The 19926-nt window shown below is 70.9% G+C and carries 11 protein-coding genes and 1 pseudogene; 4 read left to right on the forward strand and 8 right to left on the reverse strand.

Annotation, left to right across the window (positions count from 1 at the left end; translation table 11 throughout):
* Positions 1 to 9: 9 nt before the first annotated feature.
* The 3 genes and pseudogenes from RKD23_RS38420 to RKD23_RS38430 all read right to left on the reverse strand — a co-directional run bounded on the left by RKD23_RS38420 (position 10) and on the right by RKD23_RS38430 (position 8418).
* Positions 10 to 6249, reverse strand: coding sequence for a DNRLRE domain-containing protein (locus tag RKD23_RS38420; protein ID WP_424857975.1), 6240 nt, complete (start codon positions 6247 to 6249; stop codon positions 10 to 12).
* 358 nt (positions 6250 to 6607) lie between these two features.
* Positions 6608 to 7271, reverse strand: a pseudogene (locus tag RKD23_RS38425) (response regulator).
* Positions 7246 to 8418, reverse strand: coding sequence for a sensor histidine kinase (locus RKD23_RS38430; protein ID WP_424857976.1), 1173 nt, complete (start codon positions 8416 to 8418; stop codon positions 7246 to 7248). The pseudogene RKD23_RS38425 and the gene RKD23_RS38430 overlap by 26 nt, the downstream one beginning before the upstream one ends.
* Before the next feature lie 175 nt (positions 8419 to 8593).
* Here RKD23_RS38430 and RKD23_RS38435 point away from each other — a divergent pair, with 175 nt between their 5' ends.
* Positions 8594 to 10852, forward strand: coding sequence for an MMPL family transporter (locus tag RKD23_RS38435; RefSeq protein WP_424857977.1), 2259 nt, complete (start codon positions 8594 to 8596; stop codon positions 10850 to 10852).
* Between the two features lies 1 nt (position 10853).
* Here the strand turns inward: RKD23_RS38435 and RKD23_RS38440 are convergent, their stop codons facing one another.
* The 3 genes from RKD23_RS38440 to RKD23_RS38450 all read right to left on the reverse strand — a co-directional run bounded on the left by RKD23_RS38440 (position 10854) and on the right by RKD23_RS38450 (position 13315).
* Positions 10854 to 11039 (reverse strand): hypothetical protein, encoded by a 186-nt coding sequence (locus RKD23_RS38440; protein ID WP_424857978.1) that lies wholly within the window; start codon positions 11037 to 11039, stop codon positions 10854 to 10856.
* A gap of 159 nt (positions 11040 to 11198) precedes the next feature.
* Positions 11199 to 11483 carry a hypothetical protein gene (locus tag RKD23_RS38445; RefSeq protein ID WP_424857979.1) on the reverse strand — a complete coding sequence of 95 codons (285 nt, stop codon included), beginning with the start codon at positions 11481 to 11483 and terminating at the stop codon, positions 11199 to 11201.
* A gap of 482 nt (positions 11484 to 11965) precedes the next feature.
* Positions 11966 to 13315: a cytochrome P450 gene (locus tag RKD23_RS38450; protein WP_424857980.1), complete on the reverse strand. Its 1350-nt coding sequence runs from the start codon at positions 13313 to 13315 to the stop codon at positions 11966 to 11968.
* Positions 13316 to 13497: 182 nt separating this feature from the next.
* Between RKD23_RS38450 and RKD23_RS38455 the strand changes: the two genes are divergently transcribed.
* From RKD23_RS38455 to RKD23_RS38465, 3 genes are all read left to right on the forward strand, one after another.
* Positions 13498 to 13662: a hypothetical protein gene (locus RKD23_RS38455; RefSeq protein WP_424857981.1), complete on the forward strand. Its 165-nt coding sequence runs from the start codon at positions 13498 to 13500 to the stop codon at positions 13660 to 13662.
* 763 nt (positions 13663 to 14425) lie between these two features.
* Entirely contained in the window at positions 14426 to 17194 is a 2769-nt protein-coding gene (locus RKD23_RS38460; protein ID WP_424857982.1) for a hypothetical protein, read from the forward strand.
* Positions 17191 to 17598 carry a hypothetical protein gene (locus RKD23_RS38465; RefSeq protein WP_424857983.1) on the forward strand — a complete coding sequence of 136 codons (408 nt, stop codon included), beginning with the start codon at positions 17191 to 17193 and terminating at the stop codon, positions 17596 to 17598. The genes RKD23_RS38460 and RKD23_RS38465 overlap by 4 nt, the downstream gene beginning before the upstream one ends.
* Positions 17599 to 17664: 66 nt before the next feature.
* On the opposite strand, the gene RKD23_RS38470 is transcribed toward RKD23_RS38465, so the two are convergent.
* Together RKD23_RS38470 and RKD23_RS38475 are read right to left on the reverse strand one after the other, a co-directional pair.
* On the reverse strand, positions 17665 to 18780 hold the full coding sequence (locus RKD23_RS38470; RefSeq protein WP_424857984.1) for a fatty acid desaturase family protein: 1116 nt from the start codon (positions 18778 to 18780) through the stop codon (positions 17665 to 17667).
* Between the two features lie 7 nt (positions 18781 to 18787).
* Positions 18788 to 19843, reverse strand: a complete 1056-nt coding sequence (locus RKD23_RS38475; RefSeq protein ID WP_424857985.1) for a ferredoxin reductase — start codon at positions 19841 to 19843, stop codon at positions 18788 to 18790.
* Positions 19844 to 19926: the final 83 nt, after the last annotated feature.

Below are 19926 nucleotides of genomic sequence, written 5' to 3' on the forward strand. Positions count from 1 at the left end.
CGAGGGGTCTCAGGTGAAGAGGGCGTACACGTTCAGGGTGGGGTTCCTGACGCAGATGTTCATGACGGTGAACTTCCCGCTGAACTCGACGTTGTCCGTCCAGTCGAACCAGAAGGTCATGCCCATGGCCCTGTACTTCCCGCGGTCCGACTCCGGTCTTCCTCTCCCGTTCGGGACACCCCAGGCGCCGTGGAAGAGGTAGTCGCCCGCCTCCAGGTGGCCGTAGCTCTGATTCTTCGCGGCGTAGTAGAACGGAAGGACGATGCTGTACACGAACTTCAGAGCGCCGTACTTCTTCCAGATGCTCTTCAGCTTCACGTACCAGCTCAGGCTGCACTTGGAGTGCCCGGTGCAGTTTCTTCTGATGCCGACGGTGTAGTTCTTCGTCTTCTTCGTCTGATACCGGTAGTTCAGCTCACCGCTGGTGTCCGACTGACCGATCGGGTCGGCGGGGTAGATGTAGGAGCTCGTGTTGCCGCCGTAGACCGGGTCGCTCTGGAGGAAGCGGCCGGTGGTCGGATCGTAGACGCGGACGCCCATGAGGGTGTATCCGGCCAGGCCGTCGGTGGCTTTCTGGTAGGCGCCCAGGGACCCGTACTTCGCCGCGGCGGCCGTGGCGTCCAGCGGGTTGCCGTACTCGTCGTAGCGCTGGACCGCGGCCGCGGACGTCGCCAGGTCCAGCCGGACGGAGATGTCACCGTGCAGGTTGGCCAGTTGGAGGACCGCGCCGCCGGTGGCTCCGGTGGTGACGGCCAGGCCGCCGGAGAGGTCGGGGACATTCCGGCTGACGGTGGAGGTGGAACCGGCCGTGGTGACCGTCCAGGACGGAGTGTCGCAGCCACAGTTGTAGTGGTTCACCGTGGTGCTCGTGGTCGACCAGGTGGCGCCGCTGTCGCTGGTGGTCGCGGTGGCCGAGGAGGCCAGGCGGCCGGCACCGTCCAGGCCCCAGGTGGTACGGGTTGAGCCCACGGTCTCACTGGCCACCAGGTCGTTGGTGTAGTAGGCCAGGGTCTTGCCCGCCAGCTGGGTGGTGCGCCCGAGGGCGTCGTAGGTGTAGCCCCCGGCGATGAGGCGACCCGCGGTGTCGTACGCGTACGCCGTGCTGGAGGTGGTGGGGGTGGCGCCCGCGGCCGTGACCGTGGTGGTCAGCGAGGTGCGGTTGTCGTCCGTGTCGAAGGCGTAGGCGCGCGAGGTCGTCGTCGTGCCGTCGTCGTCGGTGGCCAGGGCCAGGCGCCCGGAGGCGTCGTAGCCGTAGGCGGTGGACAGGGTTCCGCCGTCGGTCTGGGTGTGACCGGTCTGCTTGCCGTGGATGGTGTAGGTCGCGGAGTCGGAGAGCACGGTGGTGCCTGAGGAGTCCGCGTAGGTCACCGACGTCTGGTTGCCCGTCGGGTCATAGGTCGTGGCCAGGGTGTAGCCACCGGGGAGGGTCTCCCTGGTGAGAGCGCCGTCGGCGTCGTGGGCACCGGCCGTGAACGTGCCGGCGACCGAGTCGGTGACGGACCGGGCCTGGCCGGTGGTGGCGTCGTAGGTGTAGGTGGTGGTGGACGGCACCGAGTCGGACGCCGTCACCGGGCGGTCGAGGATGTCGTAGGTGAAGGAGCTGGTGCTGCCCGACCCGTCGCTGTAGGTGAGTGTCCGGCCCAGGGCGTCGTACGTCGAGGTGGACGTCTTGCCGTTGGCGGTGGTACTGGCGACCTGGCCGGTGGCCCCGTCGTAGGTGATGGTGGTGGCCGGAGTGGGTGTTCCGGTGCCGCCGGTGACGGTCGTGCCGGTCGGACGGCCCGCCGCGTCGGGCGCGGTGGTGGTCGTACGGGTCACGCCGTTGGCGGTCTCGGCCTTGGTGACGACCTGGCCCCACCGTCCGTAGGTGTAGACGGTGGTGACGGCCTGGGCGGGGTTGGTCCCGCCACCGGAGATGGCGGCGGCCGGGGCGGTCCTGCAGAGCAGGCCGTCCCACTCGGTCGAGGCGCAGGCGCCGGTGGCGTGCGCGTCGTAGTAGGTGTACACCAGCGTGCCCGCGTCCGAGCCGGACGACTTCGGGGTGCGGGTGGTGGCCACACGGCCCGCGCTGTCGTAGCTGGTCACCTGGCCCGCGGACTCGCCGCCGCCGGTGGTGGCCAGTGCGGAGCCCGTGGACCAGTCGTAGGTGGTGGTCGTGGTCTTGGCCTCCGCGTCGGTGGCGTAGCCGGCTATGGCCGCGCCCGTGGTGGAGGAGGTGACCAGGTCGGAGACTGCCGCGTCTGCCGGGGCTCCCTCGTCGTAGGCGTAGGAGGTGTGGGCACGGGCCGGGATCACCGTGCCGGCGGCCAGGGTGGACTCGGGAGTGGTGCCGGTGAGTTCCGCGGCCAGGGTGATCTGGTGCAGCGGACCGTACTCGTCCGTCACACGGGTGCCGTCGGCGGAGTACTCCAGCACGGTGGACAGCTGCTGGGCGCGCTCGGCGGTGGACAGATCGGTCAGGCCCAGGGCGGCCAGTTCCGTTGCCGCGTTGGCGGAGGTGCCCAGGGCGAGTTCCCGGTTGCCGGCGGTCAGGTCGGAGGACTCGTTGCCGAGCAGGTCGTACTCGGTGGTGGTGATCGCAACACCCGGGCTCACGGTGTTGGTCTCCGCGCCGTTCGCGTTGATGTAGCTGATCGTGGCCCGGGCGTAGGCGCCGGCGGTCAGGTCGCCGCCGGTGCTGGAGGCCGGAACGCTGTCGGCGGGGAAGAACGCGGTGGCGTCGGTGGGCGCCTCGTCCTGTCCCCAGGTGGCGACCGTCGCGGTGTCCATCTGGTACGGGGCGGCGGCGCCGGAGACCGGGACGTCGTAGACGACGGTGGTGGCCGCCGTGCCGGACGTGGTGCTCGCGGAGCCCGCGGCGAGCGCGGCACGCGAAACCTTGAGGAGCATGCCGGACCCCGAGGTCAGGGCCGAGCCGGCCGTGCCGTAGGTGAAGGTCCAGGGCAGCTCGCCCGGCTTGGTGTACGTGGCTACGCGGCCGTCGGTGCCGTAGGTGTACTCCGTCTTCAGCGAGGGGCTGATGCGCGGGTCCCACACCTGGCGCAGCTGGCCGGAGGCGTTGTAGGCGTACGAGGCGAGCGTCTCGGAGGTCGAGGTGGAGGCACCGGGGGTGGTGGCCCACAGCTTGACGGCCGAGACCTGGTTCACAAAGTCGCCCAGTGTGCTGGAAGTGGCCGTGGTGGCCGGCGCGTAGACGTACTCCAGTACCCGGCAGCCCTTCGTGGACGGCGTCGTCTGGCAGGTCGTCGCAGTCGCCGCGCTCGTCGGCGAGACCACGTACCTCGGACGAGCCAGCTTCTTGCCGCCCACGTCCACCGTCGTCGAGAAGACCGTGACCGTCGAGTCGTCGACCGCCGAGGCCGACGAGAACACCGTCCACGTCGTCGAGGCCGGGTCCGCCTTCGCGAACACGACCGTGTTGGCGTCGGTGTCGGTCAGCGTGAACATGTTCGTGGTGGTCGAGTAGGTCAGCGTCAGGGACTCGGCACCGATCTCCGGCTGCCAGCCGCCGCTGCTCGTCTCGGTGAACGCGATCGCGCTGCCGTCGCCGGCCAGTACCTCGACAGAGGAGCCGGAGGTCTCGCGGATCTGCGTGTAGTCGCTCGACTCGGCGGAGACGGCCGACGTCCAGCCGGGGCCGAAGATCTGCGCCTGGCCCTCGGTGTCGGTGCTGTTGGTACGCGAGGAGAACGTACGGTCCACGCTCGCGGCGAACGCGGAGGCGTCGGTGGCCGACAGGGTGAAGTCACCGGTGAGTTCGTTGACCTGGCCCGGGCCGATCTGATTGGTGAGGGCGGCGCCCGCGTCCCGGTCGAGGGTGATCTCGGTGGTCTGCGAGTAGCCGGTGGTGGTGCCGTCGGTGAACGCGGCCCGCAGCTGGATCACGCCGTCCTCGGCGAGGGTGGAGACGGTGTTCCACACCAGCTTGGTCGCGGTGCCGCCGCTGACGGCGACGGGCCAGGCGGAGACGGCGGAGCCGGAGGCGGTCACGTCACCGACGGGCATGGTGTGCCAGATGTCGGTCTCGCCGCGCCGGTACTGCCAGGTCACGCCGGTGTAGGTGGTGAGGCCCTTGGCCGCCAGGGTGACCCGGCGGGCAGTGGTGTCGCCGTCCTGCGGGGAGAGGATCGCCGCGCCGTCGGCGCCGACGCCGAAGCTGTAGGCGGTGCTGGCGGTGGAGAGGTTGCCGCCGGAGTCGATGGTGCGCGCGTACAGCGTGTGCCATCCGCCCGCCGGGTTGATGCTGATGGTCTGCGGGTCGCCGCCGGTGCCGTTGGTGGTGTCCAGCTTCGTGTTCAGCAGGGACGCGTCGTCCAGGCCCCACTGGTAGCCGGCACCGTCCGTGGAGGAGGTGTCGAGGGTGCAGTTCACGGCGGCGGAGGCCTTGGGGGTCCAGCCGTTCTGGGTGTACGTGTCACAGGTGACGGTCGGTGCGACCGGCTTGGCCGTGTTCAGCACGAACGTCGTGTAGCCCGACCACGCCCCGAAGTCCGTACCGTCGTACGCCCGCGCACGGTAGCGAAGGTGGCTGCCGGAGGGGAAGGCGGAGGCGGAGGGGATGGCCAGGGTCGAGGTGGAGCCGGAGGCCACGGTCTTGCCGTACGCCGTGAGGGAGTACGTGGTGTCCGCGTACGCCGGGTCGGCGGTGATCTCGTACTGCGCCTGGACGTTGGCCCCGTCCGGGTCGGTCACCTTCGACGACAGGGTCGGGGTGAGCGAGGTGACGTAGCGCTTGCCGTTGTAGGCGTTGACCTGCGAGGGCGCGATCGCCGTCGAACTGGGCACCGCCGGGTAGGAGTTGTACGTCACGGTCAGGTGCGGCTCGGTGGAGCCGTCGCCGGAGACGTAGTTGGCGGAGCGGTAGCGGCGCCAGGTGGTGGAGTCGGTCTCCGAGGCACCCGCGATACGGACACCGTAGTTGGCGGAGCCGTCGGCCCAGGCCTGCACGATGGCGTCGATGTCGAAGTTGACGGTGCCGGCCGGGCAGGAGTCGTTGTAGCCCTTGGCCGCCGTGCTGGTCACCGCGCCGGTCGTGGTGGTGGCGGGCTGGTCGGCCCAGGTGATGTCCGGATTGGACCAGGCCCCGGTGATCCGCCGCACCTGCGTGCCCGCGCCGGTGGTGGCACAGGTCGAGGAGTAGTACGAGTACAGGGCGAGGTTGGTGTCGGTGATGTGCTTGCCCGTGAACGCCGACACGTCGAACTTCAGGTAGGCGCGGGCCTTGGTGGTCCCCGCGTCGTACGTACCCGACTTCAGCTCCTCCGAGGAGACCTGGGAGTCGGGGTAGTTGGTGGCGACCCAGGTGTCCGCGGAGGCGGCGAGCGTGCTGGTGGGGTCGACGGTGACCGGGTAGGTCAGCTTGTTGTCGGTGAAGTAGCTCGCGTCCGGAGTGAGGACCAGGGTCTGCGACCCGTCCTCGGCCGTCTCCACCTTCGTGGCGACGCGGGCCTGGTGCTTCGACTCGCCGGACCTGCGGTCCTTGGAGGAGTCCCACATCATCGGTGCGGGCGCCTCGGCGACCAGCTTGCCTGCGCCGTCCTTCAGCAGCAGGTGACCGGATTCGGCCATCGACAGCTCAAGTCCCTTGAGCCGCATGGGTATCCGGTACTCCAGCGGACCCTCGGGCGCCTTGTCCAGGACGACGTTCTGGCTGAACCCCTGCGACAGCGCGGTGACCGTCAGGGTCTCGCCGTCACCGAGATCGTAGGAGGCGGTGTCTTCCTTCACCGAGGGCGTCGGAAGCTTCGATTCCCAGCCCATCCCGAACGACTTCGCGCCCTTGGCGACCGAGGCGAGCGCGGTGTCCCCGCCGTCGGAGACCGAGATGTCGGCGGCGGCCACCTCCGGCTCCAGCGCACTGCCCTCGTCGGCCAGAGCGGTGTCGATGTCGCGCCAGACGCCGTCGACCTTCTGCCGGATGGGCGCCGCGTAGGTGGATGTCTGCAGCTGCCCGTTGGGCAGTGCGTACGTCGTCGAGCTGGCGGAACGTTTCGCCAGCACCTCGATCCTGCGGCCCTGCAACCGGGCCATCAGCAACGCGGCGGCCGTCGAATCGGCCGAAGCCGCCGGCTTGGCGGACTTGCCCGCGGCTGTCGCCCGCGTGGTGGCGGAGTCCGTGGCGGCGAAGGCCTGCCCGCTCCCCAGCGACACCAACGCCGCCTCGGCGACCAGTACGGCGGCGACGGCGAGCGCGGTGCGTCTTGGCGATATGCCCGCGATTCGCGCCCTTCCGCGTTGTCTGAATCTCAACACGACTCCTGTGATCACGCCATGGCGCCTGATGCGCCATGGGCTGCGTGATCCTAAATGGAGGGAAGCGGTGAAGATCACCAATGATGGGTCACTCCGGGCGGAGCCCCCGAAATCGTTACGTCATCTTGGCTGTCACTCGCTTGACCTGCACAGGTATGGGTCACATAAGCGCCGGGACGGCCGGCGGAGTTCACGCGATGGCCGCGCTGCCCGCGTGCGCATGTGGGGCGATTTTCTGGCAAAGCGTCGACGGTCGTGGGTGTAGGACTGGACCGCGAGCTGCCGGGTGCGTCGGTATGGAAACGTGATACTGACGTCCGGGCGGGGACTCATGGGACATGGCCCGGCACCCGGCTCAGGTTGCGGGGAGGATACGGCGCGTTTCGTAGGCCCACATCGCGATCTCGACCCGGTTGCGGGCGCCGAGTTTCGCCATCAGGCTGGCCAGATGCGTCTTCACCGTGCTGAGGCTGATGTGCAGTGCATCGGCGATCTCGGTGTTGGTCAGCCCGCGAGCGACGGCGAGGAGCACCTGCTCCTCGCGGGCGGTGACGGGGGAGACCGGCTGGGCCACGGGCCGGCCGCGCGGGCAGGTCCGCGAACGCCTGGAGCAGACGGACGGTGACGCTGGGCGCGATGAGCGCCTCACCGTCGGACGCCGACCGTACGGCCTGCGCCAGAAGGTCCGCTCCCGTGTCCTTGAGGAGGAATCCGCGGGCGCCGGCACGCAGTGAGCCGTAGACGTACTCGTCGAGGTCGAACGTGGTGATGACGACCACGGCCAGCGGGTCGGCGACGCCCGGGCCGGCGACCAGCCGGGTGGCCTCGAGCCCGTCGAGTACGGGCATGCGGATGTCGAACAGGCAGACGTCGGGGCGTAGTTCGCGGGCCAGACGTACCGCTTCCCGCCCGTCGGCGGCCTCGCCGACCACCTCGATGCCGGGCTGGGCGTTGAGCATGATCCGCAACCCGGTGCGGATGATCGCCTGGTCGTCAGCGACGAGGACCCGAATGGACACCGCTCTCGCTCCTCGCTCTCGGCAGTTCGGCTTCGACGTGCCAGCCCCGGTCGGTACCCGGGCCGGCTCGTAGTGTGCCTCCGAGCAGGGTCGCGCGCTCGCGCAGTCCGGTAAGTCCGTATCCGTCGCGACCCCGGCCGGTGCGCCGGCCGTTGTCGCGCACGCTCACCCGTACCGTGTGCCGTTCCGCGGCGACCCGTACGACGAGCTCGGTCGCGTCGACCGCATGGCGCAGGGCGTTGGTCACCGACTCCTGCACGATCCGGTAGACGGCCGCGTCCACGGCCGGGGGCAGCGCGTCCAGTTCGCCGTCGAGCCCCAGGTCGACCCTGAGGCGACCACCCGGGGTGCGCACCAGGCGCTCCAGATCCGCGACTCCGGCAGGAGGCGCCAGCTCGGCGCCGACCCCGCGGTCGCGCAGCGCGGCGACCATGGCGCGCATTTCCTCCAGCGTGCGCGCCCCTTCCTCCTCGACCCCCTCCAGCGCCTCGACGGCGGCGGACGGGTCGGCGCCCGCGAGCACCCGGCCCGCCTGGGCGATGATCACCATGGCCGACACGTGGTGGGCCACCGTGTCGTGCAGTTCCCGGGCGAGCTGCTCGCGCTCGCGGGAGCGCACCTGCTCCAACTGCCGCTCGCGAGCGGTCACCCGGAACCGCACGGCGGCCCCGATCACGCCGGGCAGCAGCAGGAAGGCGAGACCCACGACGTTCTCGAAGACCGGGGTCTCGTCCGTGACGGAACAAAGCGCGCCGGCCGCGAGGATCACCGCGCCGCCCAGCACGGTCTCGCGTCCCGATCCCCACCGGGGCAGCGCGTACACCAGCACGAGCACGACCGCGCCGGTGTACAGGCCGACGGGCTCGCGCGGTGCGCCGACGAGCGAGGCCACCGGAAGCAGGATCACCGAGCCGAACGCCAGCGTCACCATCGCCAGCGGGCGGGTCCGGCGCCACAGGGGCAGCAGGCACAGCCATAGGGCGAGCACCACCGCCACCGGCCGCCACACGACGTCCTCGCGCAGGGTGGCCTCCAGCGCCACACCGGCAAGGCCCGCGGCGAGCAGCGCCCAGTCCCGCCACACCCGGGCGGGCGCGTCGGGCGGCCGGGGTTCGGTCCACAGGGTTCGCAGGTCGTCTCGGAGCACGGTTCTCAGCTTAGGGACCGCGGCGTCCCGCGCATCGGCCGAAAGGACGGGTCGTCACTCCTCCCCGGGGCCGACGGATTCGCGGCCCGCGGGCCGATGCCGCGGAGCGCCGTGGCGACGAGCCTCGGCATCGTCGGCCGTACAAGGACGGCCGACGAGGTGGTTGGAGGACCCGATGCTCTCGAAAGCCCTGTTGCGCCTGGGCGCAAGCGCCGCTCGCCATCCCTGGCGGGTGATCGCGGCATGGCTGATCGCCGCCACGCTCGCCGTCCTCGCCGCCGTCGCCTTCGGCGGGCGTACCGCGGACTCGATGACCGCTCCGGGACTGGACTCCCAGCGGGCCGCGGAACTGATCGAGCGGGCAGGCACCGGCCAGGAGGGGATGACCGCCCAAGTGGTGGTCACCCCCCTCGGCGACGGTGCGACGTTCTTCGACGACGACGGCGCGCGCACCGCTCTCACGCGGCTGCGGGCCGAGGTGAAGCGGCTGCCGCACGTGCTCGGCACGAGCGACCCGGCGGGGGCGCTCGACACGGGCGGGGACACCGCCGTGCGCGGCGGACTCGTTTCGGCCGACGGGCGGATCGCGGTCGTCCGGGTGCAGTACCCCGACCAGAGCCGGCTGTCGGCCGAAGACCTCGACGCCCTCGTCGACCTCGGCGACCGGCTGCGCGCCGAACTGCCGCTGCGCATCGAGATGGGCGGGAGCCTCTTCTACGCCTTCTCCGACCCCGACGGCGGCGCGAGCGAGTTGATCGGCCTCCTCGCCGCGGCCGCGATCCTGTTCCTGGCGTTCGGTTCGCTCGTCGCCGCCGCGCTGCCGATCGGCATGGCGGTCTTCGGACTGACCGTCGGGGTCGCCACGATGACGGTACTGGCGGGGGTCACAGAGGTCCCCACCTTCGCACCGGTCCTGGGCAGCATGGTCGGACTCGGAGTGGGCATCGACTACGCGCTGTTCGTGCTCGCCAGGCACCGGGAGTACCTCGCGCGCGGGCTCGATCTGCAGGCGGCGGCCGGACGGGCGGTGGCAACGGCGGGGCGGCCGGTGGTCTTCGCCGGCGGCACCGTCGTCGTGTCGATCCTCGGCATGGCGGTCGCGAACGTGCCATTCATGACGGTCGGCGGGCTCGCCGTCTCGATCGTCGTCCTGACCATGGTGCTCGCGTCGGTGACGCTGCTGCCGGCTTTCCTCGGCGCGGCGGGCCCTCGCCTGGCCCGGGCCGGCCGGATCGGCCGGGCTCTGCAGGGCCGACTCGCACCGCGGCGGTATTCGGCGGCAGGCGCTGCCCACGCCGCCGGGTGGCGTCGCTGGATCGGGCACGTCAGCCGGCACCCGGTGCCGTACGCGGTCGGCGCGGCGGGCCTGCTGCTGACTGCGACGCTGCCCGTGCTCGGCCTGCGCGTCGGCCTGCCCGACGACGGCTCACTGCCGCAGAGCCGTACCGAGCGCCGGTCGTACGACCTCGTCGCCGAGGGGTTCGGCCCGGGCACCAACGGTCCCCTCGTCATCGCCGCGGACCCCTCCGGAGATCGGGGAGTGGTGGACCGACTCGTCGGGGCGGTCGCGGCGGATCCTGGCATCGCATCCGTCGCGCCGACGCACATCGATCGGGCCAGCGGCATCGCGACCCTCGTGGTGTTCCCGACCACCAGCCCTCAGGACAAGGCCACGGCCGACACCATCGCCCGGCTGCGCACTGAGGTGCTGCCCACGGCGATCGGGCAGGGCCCGGCCAGGGCCCACGTCGGCGGCGCCGCCGCGAGCCTGTCCGATGTGGGTCGACGCACCAGCCAACGCCTGCCGGTGTTCGTCGCCGCCGTGCTGGCGATGTCGTTCCTGCTGCTGATGCTGGTCTTCCGCTCGATACTCGTACCGCTCAAGGCGGTACTGCTGAATCTGCTGAGCATCGGCGCGTCCTACGGCATCATGGTCGCGGTCTTCCAGTGGGGCTGGGGAGGCGCACTCATCGGGCTGGAAGCGACGGTTCCGATCGTGTCGTTCATCCCGATGTTCCTCTTCGCCATCCTGTTCGGCCTGTCGATGGACTACGAGGTGTTCCTCCTCTCCCGCGTACGCGAGGAGTACCTGCGCACCGGCGACAACGGCACGGCGATCGTCGAGGGCGTCTCGCGCACCGCCCGGATCATCACCTCGGCCGCCCTCATCATGGTGGCGGTCTTCCTGTCCTTCGCCGTCGCTGACGACCCCTCCACCAAAATGTTCGGGCTCGGCCTGGCCACCGCGATCTTCATCGACGCCACGGTCGTACGCATGGTGCTGGTACCGGCGACCATGACACTCCTCGGCCGGACCAACTGGTGGCTGCCGAAGTGGCTGGACCGGATGCTTCCCCGCGGCCCGGTCGGCACCGACGACACCGACGCGGAATCCATGGGTGAAGCCCTGCGTCCACGGCTGGTTGACCGTTGACTCAACTCCTGCAATCGGCGTCGTGGCTGACGAGTCGGCCACGCCCGGAGCCCTTCTTCTTCCGGTTGGCGGCCTGCTCCCCTTTCTCCGGGATGACCGCCTTGATACGACGTTTGCGCAGGTGGCGGTACCCGCCGATCGGCAGGTACGGCTCGATGAACTCCCCATCCGAGTCGGTCAGTTGCACTCGAGTCAGGTCAGACCGTCCATCGGACCCTGCCACTAAGGCGCATCCCGCAAATTGATCACGACTCGATACGCGCCCTGGCCCACGGCCCGCGGGCGTCGGCGCGCGTGGTCGCGGTCACACTCCTGGCGGCCCGACCGCGCCGGGCCGCGTACTTGGCTACGCGTGGGCCACGACCTCACCGGCGGTGACCTGAGGGGGTTGGGGGAGCAGGGAGGCGAGGCTGCGCTGGACGAAGTCCTTTGCTCGCTCCGTCGACTCATCGGCGCCGGCCCGGTCCTGGAAGACGCTCGTCGACACCATCACTCCGTTGCCTGCATCGACCCAGTAGTAGGCCACGAAGCCTGTGACCTGGCGCAGCAGCGGCACGAACTCGGCCTCGACCCTGCGTCCCGCTTCGGCCGGGTCGGTGACGCCTTCATACCGCCGGATCACTGCGTACATGTCTGGTCTCCTCATGACTCGCGGAGCAGTGTCGTGTGCGGAGGCCTACCCGTCCCGGTCGGCGCGGTCGGCACGAGCCGGGTGTGCGTCACCGGGATGGCTCCCGGTGGTGGGGCCGAACGGAGGGGCGTACCAGGGCAGGTGGTCTCGGGCGAGCCGTCGAAGCCGCCGTAGCGGAGAATCCGTCCCTGGCCGGCTGCGCGGAGTCCGTGCACTGCGTGGGGAGGCAGACGAAGCCGCGGGCGTTGGGCCCGCGTTCTCCGCGCATCTCGGACTGGCCGCAGCTCTCGTCGGCGGGAGGGCTCGGGGCGGGAACCGGCCGGCACGATCGCCGAGGCCGGCGCGCTGCTCGACGGCGACACCCCCGCCGGGCTGCCGGTGCTCGGCCCCCCCCGGGACGCCGACCTCGAGCTCACCGATCGCCGCGAAGTGGTCCGCACCCGGCCTCGGGTGCGGTGACGGTACGCCCCTCAGTACGTCGATCAGGTGCGGGTTTTGAGTCGGCAGCGGGCGGGTCCGAGGGCTTGGAGGGTGATGGCGGAGCCCAGTGGGACGTGGGTGTCGACGGCCTCCAGTCGGTAGGACTGCAGGATCATCGCGAGGGCGATGGCTGATTCCAGCATGGAAAAGTGCTGGCCGATGCAGGCGCGGGGGCCGCCGCCGAAGGGGAACCAGGCGTAGCGGGGGCGCGCGGCCTCAGCTTGGGGGGTGAAGCGGTCGGGGTCGAAGCGCTCGGGGTCGTCCCAGTAGGCGGGGTGGCGGTGGGTCACCCAGGGGGAGACGATGACGTCGGCGCCGGCGGGGATGGTGCGGCCGCCGATCTCGGTGGCGGTGACGGCCCGGCGGCCGATGGCCGGGGCGGCCGGGAAGAGCCGCATGGCCTCTTTGAGGACCCGGGTGAGGTGGGGCAGCGCGTCGAGGTCGGTGGCGTCGGGCGTGCGGCCCGCCAGGACCCGGTCGAGCTCTTCGTGCACGCGCCTTTGCTCCTCGGGGTGGCGGGCGAGGAGGTGCAGCGCGAAGGCCATCGAGGTGGCGGTCGTCTCGTGGCCGGCGAGGAGGAACACCAGGACCTGCTCGCGCAGTTCGGCCGCGTCGAAGCCGCCGTCCTCGTCGCTGCCGGCCGCGACCAGCAGGGTCAGCAGGTCCCGCCCCGCACCAGTCGTTCCGGCCGCCCGTCGCTCTCCGATGATCCGGTCACAGACGGCGTAGAGCTCCTCGTGGGCAACGGCGGCCCGCCGGTTGGCAGGCGTGGGCCAGCGGCGAGGAAGCTTGCGGGGCGCGAAGCCGCGGCTGGTCACGTACGCGCCGAGGACGGGGAAGCAGCGCTCGACGATGCCGACTGTCTCCTCGACGTCGGTACCGAACAGGATTCGGGCGACGGCCCGCAGCGCGAGCCCGGTCATCTCCTGGACGACGTCGACGCTCTCCTCGGCCCGTTCCCGCCAGCCGTCGGTGAGCCGGGTGACCTCGGCGGCGACGGCACTGGCGTACGTGTCCACGCTGCGGCGGGTGAAGAGCGGCTGGACGAGCCGTCGTTGACGCAGATAGTCGCTGTCCTGGCTGGTGAGCAGCCCGTTGCCGAAGGACTCGCGGATCTCCTGGTAAAAGGCGTTGTCCTTGCGGAAGTTGGCGGCGTCGGAGGCCAGGACCTGCTGGGCGCCTTCGGCGGAGAACACGCAGTGTACGGTCGCCCGCATGCCGGGCGGCCCCGCGCTGATCCGCACGACGTCCCCGTGCTCGCGCTGGGCTCTGAGGAAGGTGCCCAGGGAGTCGTTCTTGAGGTCGAACAGCGAGCCTAGCAGTGGCAGGCCCGTGAGCTCGGGTATCGCCATCGTGGTTCCCCCCTAGGAAAGTGCGGCCTGGCGATTCTGCCGGAGGAGACGACCCGCCGACAGTCGGCGCGTCGAGGCCGGGGCCGGGTGCCTTTCAGGGCTCCCCGCGAGTTCGGTGAATTATGGGGCGGACGTGCTGAGGGGACTGCCGAACCCATGCCCGCGTCGGCCCCGCGCCCGTCATGCGGTATGTCGACGATCAACACGACGGCCTCCGCCTGGCTGCCACCACCCGACGCCTGCCTGCCGTCCTCGCCACCCTGCGCCTGGACTGGTCCGCCGACCGCGCCGCCCTGCTCGGCATGCTCGCCGCGCAGGCCGCCGCCCTCTTGGCCGTGCTCGCCTGACGGCCACCACTGCGCTGATCGCCCAAGTCCTCGACGCAGCCGCTGCTACGGCCGCGGCCAACCCGTCGCCCCGCTCCTGCGTGATGCGTTCGCCTCGGCCATGTGGATGGCGACCGCGGTCACCGACGCGGCCCTCACCGCCGAACCGCATGACGTCAATCGCCAAGGCCGTCCGCACCCTGGGGCGGCAACGCTGAAGAAGCTCACTGAGCCAGCCCGCCGCCCCCACCGCCGAGGGCGGGCGACCCGGTCACCGGCGGCATCCGCATCGTGTGGAACCAACCCGCGGTCTCCGCCCGCCAGGCGGACCTGCTGTACCGGGCGGCCGCCCACGCCTATCTCTCGAACGTCGACAACAACCCCTTCCGCGCCTGCTGGGACGCGACGCCCGGCCCAAGCTGCACCCGGACCTCGACGGCCTGGACGCATGAGCAGGTTCCTGCGGAGCAGCGTTCTCCGTTCCCAGAGCCCGGCCCCGACAGGCAGCTTGCGCGACCCCGCAGGCCCGCTCGGTGCAACCGTCCCGCTCTGTTCGCCCACAAGGAGCGGAATGGGGCATTCTGCTGGCGAGGGGTGGGCGACCGGCAGCATGCTGGGCCGGGAGCCCGGCGCGAGGCGCAGCCGCCCTGTCGTGCACGGGAACCCGGAGGGAAAGGGGGGCCCGCCCGTGGCGGACGAGCCCGACAGCGGCGCGTCTTCGCAGGCAGAAGCCGGGAACACGACGGACCCCGCGACCGCCCCGCCACCTGACCGGAACCAAGGCGTGGCTCCGGCCGAGTCGGCGCTGCCGCCAAAGGCCGCCGGGCCCGGTGACACCGCACCTGCCCCCGGCGGTGACGTGTCACCGACCGAACTGCCCGAGCCGGCGCCTCCACGCCGCACGCCGCCCCAACTGCTCGGCGCACAGACGACGGCGGCCGGCGGTTCAGTGGCCGTGGAGGGTGACCTCACAGGATCGCAGGTGGGCATCGGCGGCAAGGTGGTGCAGATCCAGGCGAACGGTCTCGCGACCGTGTTGTTCGTCGACGGCGCCGAGGCGGCCGGCCCGGAGCGGCGCACGCTGCCCCGTACCGTGCGCACCCGCAGGGCGCTCACCGCCCTCGGCCGTGAGCGCGAACTCGCCCGCCTCGCCGACGCCGTAGAGGCCGGCGAACCCGTCCAGGTGTACGGACCGTCCGGCATCGGCAAGACCACACTGCTGCTGCACGCCACCGGACGGGGCACGCTCGGCACGGCGGCCGCCACCGTCGACGGCACCGTCCTGCTCTCCGCGCGCGGCCTCCCGCCGGAGGAGGTGCTGCAGGAGGTCTTCCTCGCCACCTACCAGGTCTCCGGCCTCCACCTTCCCGCGCAATCCGAGCGCCGCCGTCTCCTCGCCGCCCTGCGCATCCTCGTCGTCCTGGACGATCTCGACTGCTCGCCCGCGGAACTGGCCGACCTGGTGCAGACGTTGCCCCACTGTGTGGTCCTTGCCGCTTCGGAGCGAATGAACCTCACCGGTGGCTGCACGGTCGGCCTGCGCGGCCTGCCGCTGCCCGCAGCGCTCACCCTCTTCGAGGACGCCCTCGGCCGACCGCTCACCGCCGAGGAATCCGCGCAGGCGGAGCGGGCATGGGAGTCGACGGACGGCCACCCCGGACGCCTCGGACTGGTCGCGGCGTATCTGCGGGAGGCAGCCGAGCATGGCATCCCGCCGGAGGTACCGCCGGCGGACGGCCTGCCGCTCCTCGTCCCCAAGCTGGTCGCCTGGCTCGGCACCACAGCGGCAGCGCTCATGCGGGATCTCGCTGTGGCCGGTGACGCCGAATGGGGCACCTCCCTGGTCGAGGCGTTACCGGGCGCCGCCCCCGCGGACGTGGAGGAACTGGTGCGCGCCAGCCTGCTGGTCCGCACCGACACACGGCTGCGCCTGGCCGACGGAGTCGCCGCGGCACTGGCGCAGACACCTGGGGAGTCCCGCCTGCCCGCAGTGGCGGGAGCCGTCGCCGACTGGCTGGCCCGAGCCGCGCCGGGCGACGCCGCCGCCGAGGTCGAGGTGGTGACATCTCTGGTCCAGCGGGCCGCCGACGCGGGCCTGGACACCTTGGTCACCCGCCTCGCCCGGGCAGGAGCCCCACGACTCATGCTCGGACTGCGCTGGCGGGCCTGGGGCCGCCTGCTCGACTCCGGCCTGCAGGCGGCCAGACGCTCCCGACTGCGCGACGACGAGGCGTACTTCACCCACGAGTCGGGCATCCGCGCCCTCTGCCTGGGAGACGTGGCCAAAGCCGCCACCCTGCTCTCGGCCGCCGCCGCCCTCGGCGTGCGCGGAGGAGACCTGCTGCGTGAACTCCTGAACGACCCCGCCGTACCCGACCCGGTCACGGGGACGGCCCACAACGCCTCCGCGCACCCCTCCCCGTCCCCGGCACCATCAGGGCCCTGGCACCACGGCCTGCTCACCGGCAAGGCCCTGCTGGCGGCAGCGGCAGCCGTCGCCGCGGGGGCGTTCGGCCTGACCGCCTTCGGCGGAGAGGACACACCGACCACGAGACCCCCGTCCTCCGCCGAATGGCCGGTGACGCAGGGGCACACGCAGCCGACCCGCACGGCCGGATCCAGCGACGCGGGGACGGGCGACGCCGGCTCCGCCGGTGCCTCCGCGGGACAGGACGGCGGGGGAGGAGGACACGGCTCCTCTCCCGAGCAGAACATCCCGTCCCCGGAAGAGACCGATCCGTGGAAGAACTTCCCCTTCGGCGGGCGCCACATCGGCACGACCGCCTACGCGGACGGCTTCCGCTACGACATCGTGGGCGCCCTCGTCGACCGCGACAGTAGCGGCCGGCCGCGCCTGCAGATCACCTCCTCGGTGCGCAACGAACTCACCGGACCGCCGACCCGACGCCTGGAGTACACCCCCGTCCTGTGGCAGGGCGGCAGGCGCACGCCGTCCCTCACCAACACCACCTCGGCCGGGGCGGCGTGGAGCCGGGCGACGTTCACCTTCCCGCTCTACGAGGGCTTCCGCTGGGAGGACGCCCGGCTGGAGTTCCCCGCCTACGCGGAGGAGGTCACCACGGTGCCGCTCGTCCCCGGCGCACGCGGCGGCCCCCTCGTCGCACACGCTCCGTACGAGGTGGTCGGCGGCGGAGTCCTGCGCAACGACTGGATGGAACTGAACGTGCTCGGCGGCCAGTACCGCACCGATGTCGCTCTCGACGCCCCAGGCAATATGGCGCCGAAGCTGCGTGCGGGCCGGGGGAGCCTTCTGCTCACCTTCACCGTGACCATCCTCGACGCCCCGCCCGGAGGTGTCGGCCTCGGACCGCGGGACCTCGATGTGCGCCAGCCGGACGGGACACGTCTCCCCTTCGAGGTCGGAACGGCCTTCGGCGGCTACGTGAAGGGCAACACCCCACCGCAGCAGTACATCGCCGTCCAGGTGACACCCCAGCCCGGCACCTACACCCTCTTCCTCACCTACGCCGACCAGCCCGCACCAGGCGGCCCGGAAGACTCCCTCACCTTCACAGTCAGGAACTGGTCATGACACAGCCACCGCCCGGGGGCGACCACATCAGCATCAGCATCGGCGGCGCGGTCACCGGCTCCCAGGTCGCCGCCGGCCGCTCCGTCGACCAGCGCCAGGAACACCACACCACCCACGAGACGGCCGCCCTCCGCGACGCCCTCGCCGACCTCCGGCGCGAGATCGCCGCCCTCGCCGGACCCGAGCGGCGCGCCGAGGCGGACGCCCTCCTCGACGAACTCGAGACCGAGGCCGACGCCGGTCGGCCCGTCCAGAGTGTCGGCGCCCGCCTGCGCCAGTGGATCGCCACGCACACCCCCGGCCTCCTGCAGACGGTGACCACCGCTGTCGTTCCCCTGGCCGTGCAGGCCGCCGCGGCGGCGGCCGGGGGCCCGGTCGGTGACGCCCTCCCACCGGGGACCTGACACAACCGCCCGGTGGTCCGGCCCGCGCAGGTCACCGGAAGTAGCGATCTGAACCGATATCGGGAATCAGGCCGCGAGTTCCTGCTCGCGGTTTTCCGTCTTGATCTTGGGCTTCTTGTTCGGCAGTGAGAGTCGGATGACCTTGCGCCAGGCGGAGAACACCTGCTTGGGCAGCGGCCCGGTGACGTACTCGAGCTCGTACTTCTCGAACAGCGCGCGCACCTTCACCGCGACCTCGGCGTACCGGTTGCTCGGCAGGTCCGGGAACAGGTGGTGCTCGATCTGGTGCGAGAGGTTGCCGGTCATGAAGTGCATGGCCTTGCTTCCGCTGATGTTCGCCGAGCCCATCATCTGGCGCAGGTACCACTGGCCGCGCGTCTCGCCCTTGATCGACCGGCGCTCGAAGACCTGCACGCCCTCGGGGAAGTGGCCGCACATGATCACCGAGTGGGACCAGATGTTGCGGACCAGGTTCGCGGTGAACGTGGCGGCGAGCGTGGGGAGGAACGACGGGCCCGACAGCAGCGGGTGGACCACGTAGTCCTTGAGCACCTGCTTGCGGATCTTGCGGCCCACGGCCTTGGCCCGGGCGCGGAACTCCGGGTTCTTGCGGCGGCGCTTGCTCAGGTTTTTGCCCAGTTCCAGGTCGTACGCTGCGATGCCGTACTCGAAGAAGCAGGCGTTGATGAAGTTCCACAGTGGCTGGCCGAGGTGGAACGGGTGCCACCTCTGGTCCTCGTCGACGCGCATGATGCCGTAGCCGAGGTCGTTGTCCTTGCCGATCACGTTGGTGTACTTGTGGTGCAGCTCGTTGTGCGAGTGCTTCCACTGGTCGGACGGCGAGACGTGATCCCATTCCCAGGTGGTGGAGTGGATCTTCGGGTCCCGCATCCAGTCCCACTGGCCGTGCAGGATGTTGTGACCGATCTCCATGTTGTCCATGATCTTGGCCACGGACAGCCCGGCGGTGCCGATCAGCCAGGCGGGCGGGAAGAACGAGAACAGCAGCACGCCCCTGCTGGCCAGCTCGAGCTTGCGCTGCGCCGAGATGACCTTGCGGATGTAGGCGGCGTCTTTCTCGCCACGGCTGGCGATCACCTCGTCGCGGATCGCGTCCAGCTCGCGGCCGAGCTCCTCGATCTGCTCCGCGGTCAGGTGGGCGGTGGGGTCGATGGCGGTCAAGCTGCTCCTACCGTTCGATGTCGCAGGGGCCCGCGGCGGCGGACACGCAGGTCTGGATGAGGACGCCCGGTTCGGCCTCGGTGATCTCGCCGGTGCGCAGATCGCGGACGGCACCCGCCTTGAGCGGCGAGGTGCAGCCGAAGCAGATGCCCATGCGGCACCCGGACGGCATGAGCACGCCGGCCTCTTCGCCGACGTCCAGCAACGGCGTGGCGCCGTCCGCGTCGACGGTCTTGCCGGTGGCGCTGAACGTGACCTCGCCGCCGTCGCCGGCGACGACGACGCTGGGGCGGAAGCGTTCGGTGTGCAGGCGTTCCTGGACGCCGTGCTCGGTCCAGTGCTCTTCGGCTGCGTCGAGCAGGCCCGCGGGCCCGCAGGCCCAGGTCTCGCGCTCGGCCCAGTCGGGCACGAGCTCGTCGAGCCGGGCGATGTCGAGCATGCCGTCTGTGTCGGTGTGCACCTCGGTGAGCCGCAGCTTGTTGTCCGCGACCAGCTCGTGCAGCTCCTTGCGGAAGATCACGTCGTGCGGCTGTGGCGCGCAGTGGACCATGACGACGTCGTCGAATTCGGTGTCACGCAGCATGCCCATGACGGGCGTGATGCCGCTGCCGGCCGTCAGGTAGAGCACTTTGGCGGGTTTGGCCTGCGGGAGTACGAAGTCACCGGTCGCCTGGTCGAGCTGGATCAGCGTGCCCGGTGTCGTCCTGCGGACCAGATGGTTGCTGACTTTGCCGTCCGGGATCGCCTTCACGGTGATCGTGACGCGGCCGTCCTGGCGGTTGGGCGGTGAGGTGAGCGAGTAGGCACGCCACAGGCGCACCCCGTCGACGTCGACTCCGATCCGCACGTACTGACCGGCTGTGTGGCCGCGCCAGCCCCGTCCTGGTCTGATCACGATGGTCGCGGCGTCGCTCGTCTCGGGGTGCACGGCCTCGATGCGCCCCCGCAGGTCAGCGCCCGCACGCAGCGGGCTGAACAGGTCGAGGTAGTCGGACGGCAGCAGCGGCGTCGTGACCGTCTCCAGTAGTTTCCACGCCCTGCTGCGGAGGGCTGTACTCGTCATCGCTCCAGCTTGCTGCGCCTCAGGGTGTAAAGTCCTGACCGCAGAACGTAAATCTATTCGGCTTAATTGTTCGCTGGGAATAA

This window comes from Streptomyces sp. SAI-170, assembly GCF_049739565.1.
In the GTDB taxonomy this organism is placed as follows: domain Bacteria; phylum Actinomycetota; class Actinomycetes; order Streptomycetales; family Streptomycetaceae; genus Streptomyces.